Below are 21,883 nucleotides of genomic sequence, written 5' to 3'. Positions count from 1 at the left end.
CTATAAAAACAATTCATTTACTTTCCCATATTCTGCCCATTGTATATCATACACTTCATCGGCGAGAGCTTTGTCGCTTACTACTTGCAATCCTTGAGCTTCGGCTTTGAGGGTTACCAGGTTGCCGATAGTAGTTTTAGCATTTAACTTATCGAGTAGAGTTTTTACGGTATTGAGAGATAGGTCATTAGCAAGCTGTCCTTGGAAAGGGAGTTCCATCCAGATAATCTCTTTAGCCTCTACATCTAAGATACCAAAGAGGAGTCCTTTTTGTAATGATTGAGCGATACGCACCTGATGAATCACGGTAGAAGGGTCATAGGCTACCCCTGTACGCTCAGATACTTTCATTTTATGCTTACTATCCATCCAACCTACTACTAAATTAGGAGATAGTGCCCCATTAGAATAAGCATTGCACACAAAACTTACGTATTTAGCTTTCTTTTGGCGCAAGATATTTACATCGATATTGATATACTCGGCAGTACCTACTTTATTAGGAATACTACGAATATCACCACTGTGCTGACACCCCGTAGCGGTAAGTTTACCAAAAAAGCACATCTCATTTTCCATTCTACATTCTTCGTCAAAGATAATATAGCAAGACAAGTCCATATCGAGATGCTGGGCAGGGAGGTCTTTACCCCATTGCATAAAGAGGCGTACTTCGTTGCCTTCTAAAGGAAATTTTGTCCCCATTAGGGTAGCATTGAAGTCTTGTATATTATTGCTTCTATCACCTATAGGCAAAGGGATATAATACAACTGTTTATCTATAAATATCGTTTTATGAGGATTGGGTTGTGTAGCGAACTTTCTGCGTATTGTCCACAAACAAAGGTCTTCTACAGCTGTTTTCATCTGAGCTAATTGCTCTTCGTTATAACCTAAATTTACCCATTGATTTTTAGGAGCATTTATATAATCGCCTGTAATGATTTTTACAGGGCGTGTACCCTGTGGTGTAAAGTAAAGATCAGCATAATTATTAAGGGTAAAGAGCAAACGTATAGGCACTTGGTCTATTACTTCTTTGAAGGCTACAATCGTATCTTCTGCACCCACCCATAACATAGTAGCGAATAGTGAACGCGCAAACTGAGAAGGGCGTTCTTTTAGATATTCTAAAACAGCATCGGTATCTACATTTAGGTAAGCCTGTTGAACCTTGCTTTGCCACACTTCGTATTTCTGATGATAGAAGGTGTCTAATAGTGTAGCAAGCTTTTCAAAGCCTTTTTTCTTGCTATACTCGGCTAAACGCAAGGCACGAATAAAGCGCACCCACATTTCGCGCTTAGGGTGCATTAATTCACAAGCCTTCTCAGCTGAAAGAGACAAATCATTTAGCCAACGTGCTACTCGGGCACATTCCTCACGAGAGTACTTGAGTTTGAGAGCTTGTTTTGCTTCAGCTTTAGTTTGCTCACTCTTATCTAATTGACGCATTATATGCTGGTTGTTTTTAGCATTTTTAGCAACAATTGTTTTAGGAGGGATTATCTGTAAGAAGCCTATTTTTTTATACCACAAATAGCGCAATATATTGGTAGGGGAGCTAAAACAAGCACCCGCTTCCGCCTCCTTGCCCTGAGCAATATAGTTATCTACTACCAAGACAAGTGTCTCCTTCATACCAATATGAGTCTCAGGAGCTACTGAAAAGTAAGGGAGTAGCAACTTAAAGGAATCGGACTGAGTCGCATCCAAGGCAGTTTTGGATCTTAGTAGGTTTTGGAAAAAGGTATCAGCTTCCGCTTCACGCCAAAGATCAAGGATTTTGAGTTTGCTACCTTGTCCTTGATATTCTATTCCTCCAAGTTCAAAAGGGGTACCACAGAAAGGACAACCATTATAACGCCACAAAGGGAAAGTACCATAAGGAATATAGTGTCCACAAGCTAAAAATCGCTCGTGTTTAGGTATGTAAGAATCGTTATATCTTTCATCTTCGTCTTGATAGTAATCGTAATAATAGCTAGAGTACTCATCATCATATTTTATCAGGTCTGGATACTGATTGTAGGAATCTGTGATAATATGATCTATCGCACTCTCGCCTGTAGGTACTTCCCAGTTTTTGATAAGAGGTGCCCAATTGAGATTGACATGAAGTACCTTTTTTATCACCTTGACAACAGACTGACGATACTCATTGGTAGTACCATTGATAGCATGCAAAAGGTCTTCAGTAACCCCAAAACCATGTTGGCGTAGGGCAGCTACTAGTTCCAAGGTACCTGGCAGTATGGCTCTTTGTGAGACCATAGTATCAGGAATATAAAGAGCGTTTTGCCTAAGGGCAACTTTTTGTATGTTGATTGTTTTTCCCATAGTATAAAATAAAAAAAGAAAGGTAATCACGGAAGTAAGTTCTTACCAAAAGAGAAATGAAGTAACTTCCGTTTGACCTTTCTTTATTAAATTATGAACACAGATTTTTATTCTTCGGTAGGAGGTGTTACTTCCTCAGTAGCATCGGTTTCGTCATCGTCTTCTTTCATTACTTTTGTAACGGCAGCAATAGAGTCTTTACCTTTGATGTTGATGAGTTTTACACCTTGAGTAGCACGCCCAGAGATTCGCAGTGTGTCGATGGAGAGGCGTATTGCAATACCTGATTTGTTGATAATCATTAAGTCTTCGCCTTCCAAAACACTCTTGATAGCAACTAACTGACCTGTTTTCTCAGTAATAGAAATAGTTTTTACCCCTTTGCCTCCACGGTTAGTGATACGATATACTGCTTCGTGTGTTTCGGGGTCATCAATGTATGAACGTTTTCCATAACCATTTTCAGAGACAACTAATACAGTCTCTTCGCGTGGTTTTTCGATAGCTATCATACCTACTACTTGATCGTTTTCAATGTTGAGGTCAATACCACGTACTCCCTGAGAATTACGCCCTACAGCACGTACTTTCTCTTCTCCAAAACGTATTGCACGACCTGATTTCACTGCTAACATTAGCTGGCTACTGCCTGAGGTAAGTTTAGCTTCAATAAGCTCATCGCCTTCTTTAATAGTAATGGCATTGATACCATTCTGACGTGGGCGGGAGTATTCTTTGAGCAAGGTTTTCTTTACAGTACCTTGTTTGGTAGCCATAATGAGGTAGTTGTTATTGATATACTCTTCATCTTTGAGATTTTGAACGCTCACAAAGGCTTTAATTTTGTCGTCTTGTTCTATATTGATAAGATTTTGTACAGCACGACCTTTGGCAGTTTTGCTACCTTCAGGGATTTCGTAGACGCGCATCCAAAAACATTTACCTTTCTGGGTAAAGAACAATAGATATTGGTGATTAGAGCTTACAAATAGGTGTTCTAAGAAATCTTGGTCGCGAGTGGTAGAGGCTTTTTGACCTACCCCTCCCCTACTTTGTGTTTTATACTCACTGAGAGAAGTGCGCTTAATATAACCTGCGTGAGAAATAGTAATGACCATTTTATCATCGGGGATCATATCTTCTACACTAAACTCACCTCCTGCATACTCAATAGTAGAGCGACGGGCATCGCCGTATTTTTCTTTTATTTCAAGAAGTTCTTCTTTGATAATTTCAGTTCGGCGTTCTTTACGAGCTAAGATATCTTCTAAATCACGTATTTCGGCTAATTTTTGTTCGTATTCTTCTTTAGTTTGTAAGATTAACGCTTTGTTGATACGACGTAGAGCTAAGGCTAAGATAGCTTCGGCTTGAATATCTGTAAGATCAAACTCAGCTATCAAATCTTCTTTAGGTTTATCGTGAAAACGGATGATTTCAATAGCTTTACCCATTGTATCTTCGGTAGCCATCACTTTCATAAAACCTTCCAAGATATGAATACGTTCTTTAGCTTTACGCAACTCGTAATCAGTGCGACGATATACCACATCGTGACGATGTTCTACAAAGTGATAAATAAGCTCTTTAAGGTTTAATAGCTGAGGGCGACCATTTACCAAAGCAATGTTATTCACACTAAAAGAAGTTTGTAATTCAGTACGTTTAAACAAGTTGTTTAGTACTACATTAGGTACAGCATCGCGCTTTAGGATATAAACAATACGAATCTTACCACGAGCTGATTCATCGCGTACATCAGTAATACCCTCTAACTTACCTTCTTTTACTAAATCGGAGGTTTTTTTCAGTAAGATAGATGTATCTACTTGATAAGGTACTTCGGTAACGACTATACATTCTTTGCCCTTTACCTCTTGAAACTCAGCTTTAGCACGTATAATCACACGACCGCGTCCCGTTTTAAAAGCCTCTTTTACTCCTTCATAACCATAGATAATACCACCTGTAGGGAAATCAGGAGCTTTGATATATTTGATAAGTTCATCTATTTCAATATCATTATTATCGATATAAGCGATGGTACCATCAATTACTTCACTAAGGTTATGAGGAGCCATATTAGTAGCCATACCCACAGCGATACCCGCAGAACCATTCACTAATAAATTAGGAATACGGGTAGGGAGTACGATAGGTTCTTCACGAGAATCATCATAAGTAAGTTGGTGGTCAACAGTCTCTTTATCGATATCAATAAGCATATCTTCTGAGAATTTGCGCATACGGGCTTCGGTATAACGCATTGCGGCAGGTGGGTCACCTCCCATAGAACCAAAGTTACCTTGCCCATCAACGAGCATATAGCGCAAACTCCAGTACTGAGCCATACGCACCATAGTATCATACACAGCGGTATCGCCGTGAGGGTGGTATTTACCAAGTACTTCCCCAACAATGGCAGCTGATTTTTTATAGGGACGATTGCTGAGTACGCCCATATCGAACATACCATAGAGCACGCGACGGTGAACAGGTTTCAACCCATCACGCACATCGGGTAATGCGCGTGAAACGATTACTGACATCGAATAATCGATGTAAGCAGATTTCATCTCTTCGCTGATATCAACAGGAATCAATTTTTCTCCTTCTGTCATAATTATTTACTATATAAAAGTAAGGTTTTTATTACAATTAGCGGGCTAAGATACAAAGTTTTTTTGAGATAGCAATAAAAAAAGTTGATGTTTTTTTTCTATTTTTTTTAAGTTTTTGATATTCAATATGTAATTGATAATTGTCTATTAGCAATTAGCTAAAATATTTTGGCAAATTGGATGGAAGTTAAATGGCTATTTCTGCAGAATATACAAAGAAAAATGAGGTTCTGTTTTGAAATAGATAATAGCCTGATTTACAAGAGTGGTTATTTTTTTACACTTTAAAAATCAGTTAATTAAAAACGTTTTCTAAAAAATAATTCTTTTTTTTCTTGGCGTATTCAAAAAAACGCGTACTTTTGCAAAATAAAAGAACATAAAACAATAATTTATGGCAACATTTATTAATTACACAATTATTATTATCTATTGTACAGCTTTGATAGGCATTTTTTTATATAGTCTTTCAATGCTTAGTTTGCTGCTGAACTATTTAAAACACCGCAAACAAAATGATGAGTCTCCTAAGTTTAACCTCCTTGACCCTAAAGAGATACCTTATGTAACCATCCAATTACCACTTTACAATGAAAAGTATGTAGTACCTCGTTTACTTGAAAATATTGCAAAACTAGAGTATCCACGTACTAAACTTGAAATACAAGTACTTGATGATTCTACTGACGAATCAGTAGCTGAAACAGCTGAAATTATCAAAAATTTGCAAGCTACAGGCTTAGATATTCAGCATATACGACGTGAAAATCGTCAAGGTTTCAAAGCAGGAGCTCTAAAAGAAGGTTTAGCTATTGCTAAAGGTGATTTTATAGCTATCTTCGATGCTGATTTTTTACCACAACCTGACTGGCTTAAACGTACTGTTATTTACTTCAAAGACCCTGAAATAGGGGTAGTACAAACCCGTTGGGGACACATCAATCGTAATTACTCTATCCTTACTAAAATACAAGCCTTAGCTCTTGATGTTCATTTTACTCTTGAACAAGTAGGGCGTAACTCTAAAGGTTATTTTATCAATTTCAATGGTACTGCAGGTATTTGGCGCAAAACGTGTATATATGATGCAGGTAACTGGGAAGGTGATACTCTAACTGAAGACCTAGACCTTAGTTATCGCGCTCAGTTAAAAAATTGGAAGTTTAAATATTTGGAAGATGTAGAAACTCCTGCAGAGCTTCCTGTAGTTATCTCGGCAGCACGCTCACAACAATTCCGTTGGAACAAAGGAGGAGCTGAAAACTTCCGCAAAAGTGTAGGTCGTTTACTCGCTGCTAAAAATATTGGATGGAAAACTAAATTCCACGGAGTAATGCACCTCTTGAACAGCTCAATGTTTTTATGGGTGTTTATCACTGCCATTTTCAGTATCCCAATGTTATACCTCAAAAATCAATACGGTCATTTAGGATGGATATTCCACTTCACTAGTTTCTTTATAACAAGTACTATTATTTTGTTTATCTGCTATTGGTTTACTTATAAGAACTTGCAAGGGAAGACTTTTGATGACTTTTTGAACTATGTAAAGCTATTCTTTACATTCTTCTCAGTGGCTTTAGGATTTTCTTTCCACAATACTATTGCTGTACTTGAAGGACATAGTGGCAAACGCAGCGAGTTTGTACGTACCCCTAAGTTCAACATCAGTTCGCTAAGTGATAGCTGGAAAAACAATAAATATATCAACACTAAACTATCACCTAATATGATAGTAGAGTTTTTACTAATGTTGTACTTTGCTTTTGGATTATATAGTGCTGTTCGTCTCAATGATTTTGGGATGTTTCCATTCCACTGTATGCTTACTTTAGGTTTTGGATTTGTATTTTTCAAATCGCTTACCTCAAAAGCTTAATTAGTATTAGTATATTTGTAAATTAGCAAATGAATGGAATGTATAAAATAAAGGGTTGTCTTGAATCATAGGCAACCCTTTTATCTTATCTCTTACCTAAAACAATGAACTTAGAAACTTTCAGAGACTTTTGCTTGTCCTTACCACATACTACTGAAGATATGCCTTTCGGCGAGGACATATTGGTTTTTCGCATTTGTGGGAGGATATTCGTGCTTACGAATTTAGAAAGCGTCCCTTTGAGGGCAAGTCTCAAATGCAACCCTGATCGCGCTTTGGAGCTTCGTGAGCAATACTCTGAAAAGATTGTAGCAGGCTATCACTTAAACAAAAAACTTTGGAATACAGTTTTGGTAGAGAGCCTCCCTCCTACTCTTATTGAAAAAATGGTACAACATTCTTACGAAGAAGTACTCGCCAAAGTACCTAAAAAAGAGAAAGAACTTTTAACAAATCAATAGTATGAGACAAAAATTTACTTTGATTACTTTGGGCGTTCGCGATTTTCAAAAAGCCCTTAGTTTCTACGAAGGCTTAGGTTGGCAAAAATCAGATAAAAGTATGGACGACTATGCTCTTTTTCCTTTGGGAGGCATCGTATTGGGGCTTTACCCCTTAGAAGAACTTTCAGAAGATACTACTTTGCCTTATGAGCCAAGTTCGTTTGCAGGAATGACTATCAGCTACAATGCTACCTCGGAAGCGGAAGTAGACGCTGTATTAGCCAAAGTTAAAGAATTAGGAGCAACTATAATAAAACCTGCTCAAAAAGTATTTTGGGGTGGCTATAGCGGTTACTTTAAAGATTTAGACGGTTATGTGTTTGAAGTCGCTTATAATCCTTTTTGGGAGTTCGATGAGAATAACAATCTTAAATTGTAGACAATGAAAACACGTATTACAGAACTTTTTAATATTCAATATCCTATCATTCAGGGAGGAATGATATGGGCAAGTGGTTGGCGATTAGCTTCAGCAGTGAGCAATGCAGGCGGTTTAGGACTATTGGGCGCAGGCTCTATGCACCCCGAAACCCTTGCAGAACACATACGTAAGTGTAAAGCGGCTACCGATAAACCTTTTGGAGTGAATATTCCTATTATGTACCCCGAAATGGATAAAGCTATTGAAGTGATTTTGCGTGAAGGGGTAAAGATTGTATTTACTTCGGCAGGAAATCCTGCTACCTATACGTCTTTATTGCAAAAAGAAGGCATAAAAGTAGCTCACGTAGTGAGCAGTAGTAAGTTTGCCCTTAAAGCCCAAGTTGCCGGTGTAGATGCTGTGGTAGCTGAGGGCTTTGAAGCGGGCGGTCATAACGGACGTGAAGAAACTAGCACAATGGTGCTCATTCCTGCTGTGCGCAAAGTATTAGATATTCCTCTCATTGCTGCAGGGGGAATTGCTACAGGTAGCGGAATGCTTGCTGCTCTTGCCTTAGGTGCCGAAGGGGTACAGATAGGCAGTAGATTTGTTGCTACTACTGAAGCGTCTGTACACCCCGCTTTCAAAGAGAAGGTTGTGGCAGCTGGTGAAGGAGATACTGAGCTTACATTGAAAGAATTAGCCCCAGTAAGGTTATTAAAAAATGGCTTTTATCAACAAGTTAAAGAGCTATACAATACCCAACAAGCTACTGTTGAGAACCTAAAAGCCTTAGTGGGAAATCGTCGTACCAAACAAGGAATGTTTGAAGGAGATATGGAACAAGGTGAGCTTGAAATAGGACAAGCAGCTTCACTCATTACTAAAGTACAAAGTGTACAAGAAGTTATTGATGAGATTATAACAGAGTATCACAAAGGTATAGAAAGACTTACAGCTTTAAAATAAAACAATGGAACGAATAGAAATTTACACTAGCAAAAAGAAAAACATTTTTCTACTATTCTTAACCATTATTTTCTTCGCAATAGGCTTATTTTGTTTTCTAAATGCCAATGGATTATCTAAAGACAGCAAAAGAAGCATTGTTTTTATAGAAGCTATAGGTATTATCGTTGTAGTTTTTGCTTTAACAGCTCTATTTTTTATCATAAAAAACTTGCTAAACAATCAATGGGTACTTGCCATAGATGAAAAAGCCCTACACATAAGAATACAAAAGTATTATCTTATTCCTTGGGAAGAAATAATAGGCTTTCAAGAATTAGAAATCAAAGGAAATAAGAGTATTTTGATACAAGTGAGAAATCCTGAAACTCTTATTGCTAATGAAAAGAACTTTTTTGTAAAAAAGATGATGCAATGGAGTCAGAAAATGTATGGAGCTCCTATCAGTATTGCGAGTTCTACAATGAAAATTACTCATAAAGAACTTGTTTCACTACTTTTAGCAAGTTTAGCTACTTATAAAGATAAAGATTAGTAAAAATATGCACTTTAAAACATTACGAAAGATAGTTATACTATTGTCTTTTATTATACTAGCAACCTACATAGCTTTATTAGTTTATATACTTGGAGAAAAGGCTTATATCAATTGGTTAAAAGCTGATATAAACAAAGCTTGGGGGTGGGGTTTTATAGTGAGACTTATATTATTTTATGCTTTACCTTTATGTTTGCTCATCAGTAGCTTTTTATTCTTAAAAAAACCAATCCTATTTTGGATTCCTTATATTATATTGTTTATTTATGCTATTGATGAAAGTTTTATAGGTAGTTGGACTCACCCTTTACGTGGAACTTTGTTATTATTATCCATAAATGCTGGGTATTTATCTTCATACATTTGTCTTTACTTCTATCAAAAGAAAAATAGTAAGAAAAAAGAGATTGATTTATAAGTATTTACTTTTATTTGCAGAAAGCTCAACAAAAAAAGTATTAAAAAATTTGGAAGATTATAGTAAATGACTGTATATTTGCACTCGAAAAATTATCTATATCACTATAATTGCGGGAGTAGCTCAGTTGGTAGAGCGTCAGCCTTCCAAGCTGAATGTCGCGAGTTCGAACCTCGTCTCCCGCTCTACAAAAAAGCCTGATAACATATTGTTATCAGGCTTTTTATTTATCATTTATAATTTTATTTTTATAACATTGTATACTTCCTGAGCTTCATTGCTAACTCCCAAATAGCAATTCCTGCACTTACAGAAATATTCAGAGAATGTTTAGTACCATATTGTGGGATTTCTATCACTTCATTAGAAGCTGAAACCACTTCTTGTTCGACTCCTTTTACCTCGTTGCCAAAGATAATAGCATATTTTTGATTTCTGTTAGGCTCAAAATCATTCAGCATTGTAGAATTTTCAGCTTGCTCAATACTAATAATATAAACTCCTTGCTCTTTTAGCTTTTCTACTGCCGAAAGTGTATTTTCTACATATTCCCATGCCACACTATCAGTCGCACCTAAAGCTGTTTTATGAATCTCTTTGTTTGGAGGAGTGGCGGTAATCCCACAGAGGTATATCTTTTCAATTAAAAAAGCATCACAAGTGCGAAAAACAGAACCTATATTGTTCAAACTTCTCACATTATCCAAAATTACTATTAAAGGTGTCTTCTCTGCCTTCTTAAATTGCTCAATATCCAACCTATTGAGCTCACTATTTGCTAATTTTCGCATATTAGAGTCTGTTTACTTTATCTACTCCTTTAATGTTCTTAATATCTTGCATCAGTTTTTTTAAAGTAGCATTGTTGTTGATTGAAATAGAGACTTTTCCGCTGAATACATTACCTTCAGTATCAATATTAATGTTGGTGAGCTTTACAAATTTGCTATCCAAAATCACTTTTGAGATATCGCTAATGAGTCCATCGCGGTCAATACCACTAATTCTAAGACTCACTTTGAAATCTCTTTCATCAGATTTTACCCATTTGGCTTGAATGATGCGATAAGCGTAATTCGATTGCATCGAAATGGCATTCGGACAAGTTTTTTTATGTACCTTTACCCCTTCATTGATAGTAACAAACCCAAAAATAGGATCACCAGGGATAGGATTGCAACATTTTGAAAAAGTATAGTCTAAAGATTCTTCTTCTTTACCAAACACAATGCTATCATAGTGAACGTTGGGCGAATAAACAGGTTCTTCAGTAGGTTTTTTAACTACTTTATTTTTGAATAAACCAAAGAAAGACGTGCGATGAGACACAAACTCTTTCAGCATTTGGTTACTGATTTCTCCCGTTCCTGCTTGATAGTAAATATCTAAACTCGTCTTTGTTTTGAAGTAACTCACTAGCTCATTCATTACTTCTTCATTAAGAGTAACCTTCAATTGCTTTAATTTTCGAACTAAAATCTCTTTTCCTTCAGCAGCAACAGCTTTTGTTTCTTCTTTTAAAGCATTTTTTATCTTACTACGTGCTTTAGCAGTTGTAGCATAGTTTAGCCAGTTCTTAGTGGGTTTTGCATTTTCGGCAGTGATAATTTCTACTGTTTCACCGCTCTTTAATACATAGTTTAAGGGCACTAATTTATTGTTTACTTTGGCTCCACGTGTTTTTAAACCCACTCCTGTATGTATTGAAAAAGCAAAATCAAGTGGTGTAGCACCTTTCGGGAGAGATTTTATCTCACCATTAGGGGTAAAGACGAAAATCTCTTTAGAATACAAGTTGAGTTTGAAATCTTCTACAAAGTCTACAGCATTTGCCTCGCTGTTTTCAAAGACTTCTTGCAACCTATTAAGCCACATTTCGATGCCTTCTTCTTTTTGATCGCCGTGTTTATATTTAAAATGGGCTGCATAACCTTTTTCGGCGATTTCGTGCATACGTTCGCTGCGTATTTGCACCTCTACCCATTTGCCTTTTGGCCCCATTACGGTAATGTGTAAGGCTTCATAACCTGTAGATTTAGGTGAGGAAATCCAATCACGCAATCGGGTGGGATTAGGACGGAAGTGGTCGGTAACGATAGAGTATATTTTCCAAGCCAAAAACTTTTCTTCGGCTGGTTCACTTTTATAGATGATGCGAATCGCAAATTTATCGTAAACTTCTTCAAAACTCACGCCTTGCGATTCCATTTTTCTGTAAATAGAATAGATTGATTTGGGTCGCCCTTTGATGGAATAATCAATTTTTTGTTGCGTCAAAGAAGTTTCTACGATTTTGGTAAACGCCTCAATGTATTCCTGTTGTTCTTCTTTGGATTCCTCCATTTTGTTTAGGATACTATTGTAGCGCTCGGGGTCAGTATATTTAAGGGCGAGGTCTTCTAATTCTGTTTTGATGTTATACAAGCCAATGCGGTGAGCAATAGGGGCATAAATATAGAGTGTTTCCGAAGCTATTTTGGCTTGTTTATAGTCTGCCATCGAATCCATTGTTTGCATATTGTGGAGTCTGTCAGCAATTTTTATGAGAATTACGCGTACATCGTCATTCATCGTGAGGAGGAGCTTTCGGAAGTTCTCAGCTTGTAAAGAGATGTCATTTTCACGGCTCATACTCGAAATTTTGGTAAGTCCTTCTACAATATGAGCTACAGTCTTACCAAAAAGCCGTTCCATATCTTCAATTGTATAGTCGGTATCTTCTACTACATCGTGTAACAAAGCCGATGCTATGGCTATGGCATCTAATCCTATTTGTGAAGCAACAATTTTAGCTACGGCAATAGGGTGAAAAATATAAGGCTCCCCACTTTTTCGGCGTTGGTTTTTGTGCGCATCAACAGCGGTGTCAAACGCCAAGCGAATGAGTTTTTTATCTTCATCACTCAAGGTTTGATAACTAATACGCAAGAGTTCTTTATACTCGCGGGCAATGGCTTTGTTTTCTTCTTCTAAGTCGGTGTTTGTTTCCATAAATAAAAATGAATGTAGAAAAATCTAACTTTAGCAAAATTTAGAACTTTACTGAAGTTTTAGAACTATTTTTTATTTAATAGTAGCCGATAATTTGCGGAGCTTGATAGCCGTAAGAATCTTTTTAGTATACAAAGGGAAGTCGGCACCGAGAAGCCAACCAAAATATCCTGGCTCTTCATCAAAAATATCTTCTACACGTTTGCCTTTGTGTTTCCCAAAGGTAAAGATTTCCTCACCTTTGTCATTATAGCCAATAAACCCAGCAAAGTCAGCTATTTGTTTGCGATAAGTAAACTCGCTGAGTTTTTTGATATTGTTCTCTAAGCTGTCATAACGGTCGAGCTGGGCTTTGAGGATTTCATAAGTGGCATTAGTATCTGCCGAAGCTGTATGCGCATCAATAAGGTCTTTACCACAATAGAACTTATAGGCTGCCGAGAGGGTACGCTGTTCCATTTTGTGAAAAATAGTTTGTACATCTACCGATACGCGGTTCCCCAAATCAAAATCTACTTCAGCACGCAACATTTCTTCGGCAAGCAAAGGAATATCAAATCGGTCGGAATTGTAGCCAGCAAGGTCAGAATCTTTTATCATATTATGGATTTGCTTGGCAAGCTCTTTAAAAGTGGGTTCCCCCGCAACGCGCTCATCGGTAATGCCGTGTACATCTGAGGCAGCTTTTGGGATAGGAATAGTAGGGTTTACGAGCCACGTTTTACTTTCCTTATTGCCATTGGGGTAGACTTTTAAGATAGATATTTCAACGATACGGTCTTTGGTAATATCGATGCCCGTAGTTTCAAGGTCAAAAAAACAAATAGGTTTTGATAGTTTTAGTTCCACGATTTTAGTGAATAGTTAAAGATGAATAATTTTAAAAATAGTAATTATTAATTTTCTATTTGAGCAGAGAGTCCAGCATCAAGAAGTGCGGTACAAAGAGGTTCTAGATATTCATAACTTCCTGTTTTTACATCGCATTTTCCCTTGAAATGCACAATAATAGTACATTGCTCGGCTTGCTCAAAAGTGTGATGACAAACCTCTACTAAGGTATCGATAACGTGATCAAAAGTATTGACATCATCATTGTATAAAATGAGATGACATTCATCATCTATAAGCTCTATCACGTCTTCCTCTGCAAAGGTTTCTTCTTGGTAATTATTTTGTAACATAATTTGCTTTTATAATGATACAAAAGTATGGTAAATAAATGAATTGTGCAAATGTTTATTTTAATATTTCTTATTGTAAAGCATTTGTTATCTAAACGACACAACATTTGGTAATCGTTGAGAAAAACTATGCAATCTAAAATCGTCGTTGGTAATCCCTGTAAATTTAAAGATATTCCTACCCGTTCCAGGTATATTAGGGTAATACCCAAATGAAAACTCTATAGCGCCAAAGGGTAAGTAGTCATTAGATATATAGAACCCCAAAGATACTTTAGAATAGACTTCAGTTTTTAAAAAAGCTGTATTATTTCTACCTATAAAACCTGCATCGGCTGATAGGAATGGACTGAACCTAAAACCTAATAACTGAAAAGGTGCATAAACTTGTGTTTGAGAAGTAAAAATTAGTTTGCGTGTGCCGTATACTTCACGACTACTGAAGCCTAAGATACCATTAGATTCATTTAAGTTGATCCTGTCTCGCTGGTATACATTTCGGTTAAAACCTACTACAAATGAGGAACGCAAGAACTGACGAAAATGCCAATCGCCTATGTTGAACAATTTACTGAAATAGGTGCCTTCACCTTTTAGCACAGTTTCTTTGTTCGTGCCGTCCTTAAAGAATGTGCCTACCTCAAAATTGATAGAATGGTAGTAGCCACGCTTGGTATAGTTTGCCTCAGCAAGGCCTATACCAAGATAGGGCAAAGTAGCGTAGTTCTTCCGCAGTATGCCTGAGGTGAGAAACAAAGAACGCCCTATTCCTACGTCCTCGATATCGCCGTTGCGAAATATATAGCGGTCTTTTACAAAGCCTGTACTATTGAGACTGAATTGAGTGAGATATAGGTTCTCGTTGCCGTAATATTGCTCGGGGTCTATCTCGGGAGAAGGTTTCTCGTAATAATTTATATTGCGAAAACGTCCAGCTATGATAAAGTTATTGATGCACTTATTTTCTACTTTTCTGAGGGGCTTTATCCAACTACCAAAAGCATCGAAGGTGCGTGTCATTAGGATAGGAATATAGATAGAGTCGCGATAACTAATACCTTCGTCTTCATATCGGTATTCGTAATAACCTAGGCGCCCCGACCAGCGTGCCAAAGGTGAATACAGCGGTCGCTCTACCTGTATGCTCTTTGAAAAATAGTTCTTGTAATCGGAATAATAACCGGTTCGCACATTGATGTAAGTGTTTTTGATGTTTCTCACCACATAATTAAAGCCTTTACCATTGTTCCCGATTCCTGAAAAGTATTGTTGATAGGTGAGCGAGAGTTCGTGTCCTATCCCAAAGAGATTTTGCTCGGTAAGTCGTGTCCAGCCTCTACTGCCTGCCAAGTCCCCGTCGACGTATATAGACCAGCTATCGAGCACATTCACTTGCACATCTACTGAATCGGAGGTTTGACTCACAGGGATAGCACACACTTGTGCCCTACGGATATACCGCTGATTGCGCAATACACGTTCAGTTTCACTCAGCAAAAGGGTATCTAAAGGCTTATCCTTTTTAAACAGGAGAAACTTGCGAACCGTACTTTCGCGGGTTTTCACGTGAAGTGCATTGCCAAAACGCTCCAAACGAGTGTTAGGTACTTTGCTTAAATCTTTCTCATCAAACCCAAAAGGGTCTAAGGTAGTAATAACGATATTTCTAATGATTTTCCCTTGATAAGAAGGGGCTTTTTTAGGAGTAACGGTAGAGGTGCTTGTACCTTCGGATGTCTTTTCCTCAATTATAATAAAGTTATTGAGATTTTTAGTGAGCTTATATTTGCTAAAGAAGTTTCTGATTCTCTCATAAAATACTCTGTTTTTAGCTTCTCTTTCAGGTGAAATGCCTTCTAATAGCGAGTCTTTTACCTTTAAAGTATCTATTTCTTGAGAAAGAAGATAATTCATTCCCAAGAGAAAGAGTGCTATAAGAGTAAAGGTTTTTCTCATTTCCTTTTTTGCTGAAAAAATTGCTTTAATAAAGTAGTAGCTTCTTCAGATAAAATACCCGTAACAACCTCTGTTTTAGGATGTAATTTACCTCCTATTGCTTTGAAACCTCTATGAGGGTCATCAGCAGCATAAACTAATCGCGATAACTGGCTCCAATACAGAGCTCCTGCACACATTGCACAAGGCTCTAAAGTGATATACATAGTACAATCTGTGAGATATTTACCCCCCAGATAGTGAGCAGCCATAGTTATGGCTTGCATTTCGGCATGTGCAGTTACATCTTTTAGGCGTTCAGTAAGATTATGTGCCTTAGCTATAATTCTATTGTCAATTGTTATAATAGCTCCTACAGGGATTTCGTCCTCTTCAAAAGCGATTTGAGCTTCCTCCAAAGCTTTTTGCATAAAGTACTCGTCAGTATTCATCTGAAATAAAAATTACTTTGGCAAAGTACAAAAACTCTGCCAAAGTAATAAGATTTTAGTGTATGAGAATTATTATTTGTTTCCTCCAAAGAGGTTACCTATACCTCCCATTATATCATCCATTACATTGCCATCTTTGTTCTTGTCGAAGAAAGAAGTAATCATTTCACCAATATTACCACCTTTACCTGAGAAAAAGTTAGAAATCATTGGGGTTAAATTCTCAAAAATTTTACTCACACCATCTAATGAAACGCCTGTTTTCTCACTGATAGCGTTCAAAGTAGACGATTTACCATCGCCAGTGAGTTTGTTTAAGATATCATTGCCTTCAGCATTGCCAAACATAGATTTGAATGAATCTACTACAGAGCTTACTTTATCAGCACCAATACCTGTTTTCTCGCTCAATCCTTTCACGAGTTGTTGGAGGTTATCACCTCCTAAAAAATCTAAAATTCCTGCCATAGTATAATTATTTTAATAAGGTTGCAATTTGTGAAGCTAATTCAAAACCTATACGATTTTGAGCTTCGTTAGTAGATGCCCCTATGTGTGGGGTGAGTGATATTTGAGGATGCATTAGTACTTGTATAGCGGGGTTAGGTTCGTTCTCAAACACATCTAAACCTGCAAAAGCTACCTTGCCGTGCTCCAAGGCTTCTATAAGAGCTACCTCATTTAAGGCACCTCCTCTTGCCAAGTTTATTACACCTACCCCTTCTTTCATCAAGTTAAATTCAGGAGTGTCAAGCACATAACCTCCTTGAGCTGGACTATTATTGAGGGTGATAAAGTCAGATTCCATCAATAAACGTTCTTTTTCTACCGTTTTGATGGTGAATGGTATGGTTTGTCCATTGAAAAAATCAAGTGTTACTACAGCTTCTTTTACTTTAGGGTCGTAAGCTAATACATTCATTCCTAAACCTATAGCAATACGAGCTACTGCTTGTCCACTACGTCCAAAACCTATAATACCTATAGTTTTACCACGTAGTTCAACACCATTGGTATAGTTTTTTTTCAGTTCGTTGAATTGAGTATCACCTTCTAAAGGCATATTGCGGTTAGCATCGTGCAAAAAGCGCACTCCTGTAAAAAGATGGGCAAATACGAGTTCTGCTACCGAGTTAGCTGAAGAAGCAGGAGTATTGATTACGTGTAGATTTTTGCTTTGAGCATAATCTACATCTATGTTGTCCATACCTACTCCTCCCCTACCGATGAGCTTCAGTGAAGGGCAACCATCGATAATATCCTTGCGCACTTGAGTAGCTGAACGCACTAAAAGTACATCAATGGCGTGTTTGTTTATATAATCTATCAATTGGTTTTGAGCTACTTTTGTAGTGCTTACCTCAAACCCTTCTTTCTCTAATGCTTCTTTTCCTGAATCGGAAATACCATCATTTGCTAATATTTTTATTGCCATTATTATCTGTCTATTTAAATATACTATATTTTTATTTATTTTTTATTCTTCGCTTTTTACTCTTCTTTGTACTACTTCAAAGATACGTTCACCATCACATTTTAATGTTTTAGATGGAAATTTAAGAATAAGAGCATAGTCGTGAGTTGCCATTAGTATAGTGCGCCCAGAGGCATTAATTTCCTTGAGTACTTGCATTACTTCAACGCTGGTTTCAGGGTCTAAATTACCTGTAGGCTCATCGGCTAAAATTAGTTCTGGGTTGTTCAATAAGGCACGTGCAATAGCTACCCTTTGTTGTTCACCTCCTGAGAGTTCGTGAGGAAATTTAAATCCAGCATTCTGCATTTTTACCTTGGCGAGTACTTCCTCAATACGTTTATCTATTTTGGTTTTGTCTGTCCACCCTGTAGCTTTTAGAACAAAAGCGAGATTATCATATACACTTCTATCCGTAAGCAGTTTAAAATCTTGGAATACTACTCCTAACTTACGACGAAGCAGAGGAATTTCATCTTCTGTAAGATTTTTAAGATTAAAACCTACTACTTTTCCTTGTCCTTTAGTAAGGGGTAAATCACCATAAAGTAACTTGATTAAGCTACTTTTTCCTGAGCCTGTCTTACCGATGAGATATACTAATTCTCCTTTTCCAACAGTGAGATTCACATTGGATAAAATAAGATTATTTTTCTGATATACAGATACTTCTTTTAAATGTAATACTGGATTTTCCATTGATATAAATACTCAAAGTTGTGTGTTTTACTTTAAAAAATTCTTGCAAAGGTAGTAAAATTATTTAGATAACAGAAATATAAGCACACTTTTATTCATCAAAAACTATAGCACGATCTGCTTGACTATATGCCCAAGGCGCTCCATTATTTTCTATATTAGTCATCATTACATTGAGTTCGGCAGGAGCTGCTGATTGTTCCATTACTAAATATTGTCTCATAGTCATAATAATAGATAGTGGGTTAATTCCTACAGGACAGACTTCTACGCAAGCATTACAAGTAGTGCAAGCCCATAATTCTTCAGGAGTAATATAATCACCTAACAATTGTTTGCCGTCAGGTTGAAAAGTGCCTTGTTTGTCGATATTGCGACCTATTTCTTCTAATCGGTCACGAGTTTTCATCATAATAGCACGAGGAGAAAGTTTTTTACCTGTGAGATTCGCTGGACACTCATCAGTACAACGCCCACACTCGGTGCAAGTATAAGCATTCATCAGTTGTATCCACGTAAGATCGGTTACATCCGAAGCTCCAAACTTATCTGGAGGGTTAGTATCTTGAGCCGTTGCAAAAGAATCGGCATTAGGGTCTAACATTAATTTTACCTCTCGTGTTACTATAGGGTTTACCTTAGAAGTGCCTAACGGACGTATAGAAGCAAAATAAGTATTAGGAAAAGCTAATAATATGTGTAGATGTTTAGAATAGTAGAGATAGTTTAGAAAACATAATATTCCAATGATATGTAACCACCAACAACTGCGTTCTATGATAATAAGAGTTCCTACAGAAACATTTTGTAATAAAGGGCGTAGCCATTGACTTATAGGGAAAGTTCCTGCTTGTATATAGTGAGGTACTTGCAGTGCTTGTAATTGGGCATCGGCAGCATTCATCAGCAAGAAAAGGCTCATCATCACCATTTCGGCATAGAGGATATTACTTGCATCTTTTTTAGCCCAACCTTTGAGTTCTGCTTTGTGAAATCGAGGTATTTTTAGGATATGCCGTCTTATCCAAAATACAGTTACTGAAACAATTACTAAAAGAGCTAATATCTCAAAAGAAGCTATCAAAGAATTATAAAATTTTCCTAAAGGAGCAAATACTCTATGAGTACCCAAAATACCATCTATGAGAATTTCTAACAACTCAATATTGATAATCAAAAAACCTGCATATACAACAATATGTAGTATTCCTACTATGGGACGTACTAACATTTTTTGTTGTCCTAAGACAAGCCATAACATATTTTTGAGTCGCTCTTTGTGATTACCAGAGGTATCTTCAGCTTTTCCTAAACGGATATTCCTAATAAGTTTGCGTATATTATAAATAAAAAAGCCTCCTCCTATACAGAGAAGTATTAAAAATACTATGTTAGGAAGGAAGCTCATCAATATGTTTATTCAGCTTTTTCTTCGTCGTTAGGTTCGTATACTTTAGCTTTTTTACCAAAAACAGAGAAGTGAAGGTAACGTTTAGGATTCAAACGCAAATCTTGTAATAGTAATTCAAGCTGTTTAGCCGATTTATCCAAATCTTTATAGAGAGCCTCATCTTTTAGTAGTTTACCAATAGTGCCTTTACCTCCTTCTACATCAGCTAAAAGAGTGTTGAGATTAGTAAGTGTAGTTTGAGCATTGGTAATTACTTTGTTGAGTTCAGCTTCTGAAAGCTGTCCTGATACTTTTGATAAATCGGTAGTGATTTTATTAGCATTGGTTAAAGTAGTATTCAAATTAGTTTGATTAGCAACTAACATTTTGTTGAGGGTAGCTGAGGCTTGATTGAGATTGCGCATAGTTGCACCGAGTTCAGCTATTGCATTTTTTAAATCGTTAGTAGTTTTAGCATCTAAAATACTATTAACTCCTGTAAGGGTAGTATCAGCTTGCCCTAAAAGGTGATTGAGTTTATCTTGTGTAGGTTTGATTGACGATGAGAGAGAAGCTAACATATCTTCTTGTACACGTGCTTCTAATACATCACCTGATACAGCTGTGGGTGCGTTATCAAAAGCAGGAATAATTTGTAATCCTGCTCCTCCAAGTAAACTATTGTAGAGTTCAGCTACACTATTTTTAGAGAATTTGAAATCATCTGAACACTCCATAGTAATTTTTATCTTAGCACTTTTCTCTTCTAAGTCTACTGCTTCCACGCTTCCCACTTTCACTCCATTCACAGTGATTTGTGTACCAGTTTTCAATCCACCTGAATGAGGAAAATAAGCGTAATAAGTATTCGTTTTATGAAATAACGACTTAGACTTCAAGAAGTTGAAGCCAACATAGAAAGCGACAATTCCCGCTACTACTATAATTGCTGTTTTTATTTCTCTGGATAATTTCATTTGTTTCTATTTTGAATAAGGTTTATTTTTCTAATTGTTTAGCTTTTTCTACTGTAATACGTTTTTTTTGATAAAATGCTACGATATAGGCATCTTTATAGCCTTTTTTTTTTGCTTTATTCAGTAGTTCAAGGGCTTCTCGGTGTTTAGAAGTATTCCCATAATAATATACATACACATTGTTGTCTTTTTCAGCTGATATAGGCGAGAGTCCTTTAAAATTAAAAGACTTAGTTTCTAAACGTTTTGGGCTTGATGATATTTGTATTTTATAACTCAATTCGTTATTGTTTGTTTTATTATTAGAAACATCAGTTTGTTTAGAGTTACGCCCTCTTCCCCTCGCTTGAGAAATACTATCATCAGGAGCTACATACGAACTTTTTCCTTGTACCCATTTTTTATAAGCGAGAATCGCTTCCGCTATATTTTCAGCGAACTCTTCTTGTCCTTTAGCCGAAGTGAGAAACTTGCGTTCTTCATTATTAGTCAAAAAAGCAGTTTCTATTAGGATACTAGGCATATAGGTTTGATGTAAGACGATAAAACCTGCTTGGCGAACCCCACGATTAGTGCGTTTCATTACTCCTGTAAGTTGATTTTGTACTATTTTAGCCAGCTGAATACTCTGTTCTAAAAATTCCTCTTGCATAATAGAAACACCTATCACTGATTCTGGAGAGTTGATGTTGTATTTGGCGTATTTCTTTTTGTAATCTTCTTCTAAATAAATTACTGAGTTTTCGGCTTTAGCAACCTCAAAGTTTTGCTCATTGGCGTGTAGCCCTAATACATAGGTTTCAGCTCCATCTACTTGAGTTTCGTGAGCATTACAATGTACAGAAACAAATACATCAGCCTTATTTCTATTAGCAATAGCACCACGCTCATAAAGGTCAATCAACTCATCAGTTTTACGTGTGTAGATAACCTTTATATCAGGATAGGCTTCTAACTTTTTGCCTACTAATAATACTATTTTCAGTACTACATCTTTTTCATAAATGTTTTTGTTTACTACCTTGCCAGGGTCTTTACCTCCGTGTCCAGCATCTAAAACTACTTTAAATACAGGTGTTTTTTGAGATAGTCCCAACATTGGTAATGCACATAGTACGCATAAGAAGATATACTGGACAAATTTCATCAATT

The 21,883-nt window shown here is 36.8% G+C and carries 20 protein-coding genes and 1 tRNA gene; 7 read left to right on the top strand and 14 right to left on the bottom strand.

Features of this window, described 5'->3' with window-relative positions; translation table 11 throughout:
- The gene (locus JMN12_RS14820) at positions 1-2,340 is read right to left on the bottom strand and encodes a TerD family protein (RefSeq protein ID WP_203140029.1); all 2,340 of its coding nucleotides are present in this window, start codon (positions 2,338-2,340) and stop codon (positions 1-3) included.
- Positions 2,341-2,447: 107 nt separating this feature from the next.
- Complete coding sequence (gyrA, locus tag JMN12_RS14815) at positions 2,448-4,961, bottom strand: DNA gyrase subunit A (RefSeq protein ID WP_203140027.1); 2,514 nt, start codon at positions 4,959-4,961, stop codon at positions 2,448-2,450.
- A gap of 394 nt (positions 4,962-5,355) precedes the next feature.
- Here gyrA and JMN12_RS14810 point away from each other — a divergent pair, with 394 nt between their 5' ends.
- From JMN12_RS14810 to JMN12_RS14780, 7 genes are all read left to right on the top strand, one after another.
- Positions 5,356-6,840, top strand: coding sequence for a cellulose synthase family protein (locus tag JMN12_RS14810; protein ID WP_002678183.1), 1,485 nt, complete (start codon positions 5,356-5,358; stop codon positions 6,838-6,840).
- A 104-nt stretch (positions 6,841-6,944) separates the two neighbouring features.
- Entirely contained in the window at positions 6,945-7,301 is a 357-nt protein-coding gene (locus JMN12_RS14805) for an MmcQ/YjbR family DNA-binding protein (protein WP_203081494.1), read from the top strand.
- Between the two features lies 1 nt (position 7,302).
- Complete coding sequence (locus JMN12_RS14800) at positions 7,303-7,722, top strand: VOC family protein (RefSeq protein ID WP_009413116.1); 420 nt, start codon at positions 7,303-7,305, stop codon at positions 7,720-7,722.
- Positions 7,723-7,725: 3 nt separating this feature from the next.
- Positions 7,726-8,673, top strand: a complete 948-nt coding sequence (locus tag JMN12_RS14795; RefSeq protein WP_203081493.1) for an NAD(P)H-dependent flavin oxidoreductase — start codon at positions 7,726-7,728, stop codon at positions 8,671-8,673.
- Between the two features lie 4 nt (positions 8,674-8,677).
- On the top strand, positions 8,678-9,208 hold the full coding sequence (locus tag JMN12_RS14790; protein ID WP_203081492.1) for an STM3941 family protein: 531 nt from the start codon (positions 8,678-8,680) through the stop codon (positions 9,206-9,208).
- Between the two features lie 7 nt (positions 9,209-9,215).
- Entirely contained in the window at positions 9,216-9,629 is a 414-nt protein-coding gene (locus tag JMN12_RS14785; protein WP_203081491.1) for a hypothetical protein, read from the top strand.
- 112 nt (positions 9,630-9,741) lie between these two features.
- Positions 9,742-9,814, top strand: a tRNA-Gly gene (locus JMN12_RS14780).
- 63 nt (positions 9,815-9,877) lie between these two features.
- Here JMN12_RS14780 and JMN12_RS14775 read toward each other — a convergent pair.
- The 12 genes from JMN12_RS14775 to JMN12_RS14720 all read right to left on the bottom strand — a co-directional run bounded on the left by JMN12_RS14775 (position 9,878) and on the right by JMN12_RS14720 (position 21,878).
- A complete protein-coding gene (locus JMN12_RS14775) occupies positions 9,878-10,420 on the bottom strand; it encodes an RNA methyltransferase (RefSeq protein WP_203081490.1) in 543 nt (180 codons plus the stop codon).
- Position 10,421: 1 nt separating this feature from the next.
- Positions 10,422-12,620, bottom strand: coding sequence for a RelA/SpoT family protein (locus JMN12_RS14770; RefSeq protein ID WP_203140025.1), 2,199 nt, complete (start codon positions 12,618-12,620; stop codon positions 10,422-10,424).
- Positions 12,621-12,692: 72 nt separating this feature from the next.
- Positions 12,693-13,469: a 3'-5' exonuclease gene (locus tag JMN12_RS14765; RefSeq protein WP_002672676.1), complete on the bottom strand. Its 777-nt coding sequence runs from the start codon at positions 13,467-13,469 to the stop codon at positions 12,693-12,695.
- 47 nt (positions 13,470-13,516) lie between these two features.
- Complete coding sequence (locus tag JMN12_RS14760) at positions 13,517-13,804, bottom strand: ATP-dependent Clp protease adaptor ClpS (RefSeq protein ID WP_088594224.1); 288 nt, start codon at positions 13,802-13,804, stop codon at positions 13,517-13,519.
- A gap of 87 nt (positions 13,805-13,891) precedes the next feature.
- The gene (locus JMN12_RS14755) at positions 13,892-15,760 is read right to left on the bottom strand and encodes a hypothetical protein (RefSeq protein ID WP_203081486.1); all 1,869 of its coding nucleotides are present in this window, start codon (positions 15,758-15,760) and stop codon (positions 13,892-13,894) included.
- Positions 15,757-16,191 (bottom strand): nucleoside deaminase, encoded by a 435-nt coding sequence (locus JMN12_RS14750; RefSeq protein WP_009413124.1) that lies wholly within the window; start codon positions 16,189-16,191, stop codon positions 15,757-15,759. Before JMN12_RS14750 ends, JMN12_RS14755 begins: the two co-directional genes overlap by 4 nt.
- A 72-nt stretch (positions 16,192-16,263) precedes the next feature.
- Positions 16,264-16,659: a DUF937 domain-containing protein gene (locus JMN12_RS14745; RefSeq protein WP_002678182.1), complete on the bottom strand. Its 396-nt coding sequence runs from the start codon at positions 16,657-16,659 to the stop codon at positions 16,264-16,266.
- 7 nt (positions 16,660-16,666) lie between these two features.
- A complete protein-coding gene (locus JMN12_RS14740) occupies positions 16,667-17,626 on the bottom strand; it encodes a D-2-hydroxyacid dehydrogenase (protein WP_203140023.1) in 960 nt (319 codons plus the stop codon).
- A gap of 42 nt (positions 17,627-17,668) precedes the next feature.
- Positions 17,669-18,364: a cell division ATP-binding protein FtsE gene (locus tag JMN12_RS14735; protein WP_009413127.1), complete on the bottom strand. Its 696-nt coding sequence runs from the start codon at positions 18,362-18,364 to the stop codon at positions 17,669-17,671.
- Between the two features lie 91 nt (positions 18,365-18,455).
- Entirely contained in the window at positions 18,456-19,772 is a 1,317-nt protein-coding gene (locus JMN12_RS14730) for a (Fe-S)-binding protein (protein WP_203140021.1), read from the bottom strand.
- Positions 19,773-19,780: 8 nt separating this feature from the next.
- On the bottom strand, positions 19,781-20,731 hold the full coding sequence (locus tag JMN12_RS14725; protein ID WP_088594219.1) for an MlaD family protein: 951 nt from the start codon (positions 20,729-20,731) through the stop codon (positions 19,781-19,783).
- 22 nt (positions 20,732-20,753) lie between these two features.
- Entirely contained in the window at positions 20,754-21,878 is a 1,125-nt protein-coding gene (locus JMN12_RS14720; RefSeq protein WP_088594218.1) for an N-acetylmuramoyl-L-alanine amidase, read from the bottom strand.
- Positions 21,879-21,883 lie beyond the last annotated feature (5 nt).

Origin of the sequence: Capnocytophaga genosp. AHN8471 (genome assembly GCF_016806945.1) — a bacterium.
In the GTDB taxonomy this organism is placed as follows: Bacteria; Bacteroidota; Bacteroidia; order Flavobacteriales; family Flavobacteriaceae; genus Capnocytophaga; species Capnocytophaga periodontitidis.
Note: the sequence above shows the minus strand (reverse complement) of the source record. Positions and strands in the feature narration are given on the sequence as shown.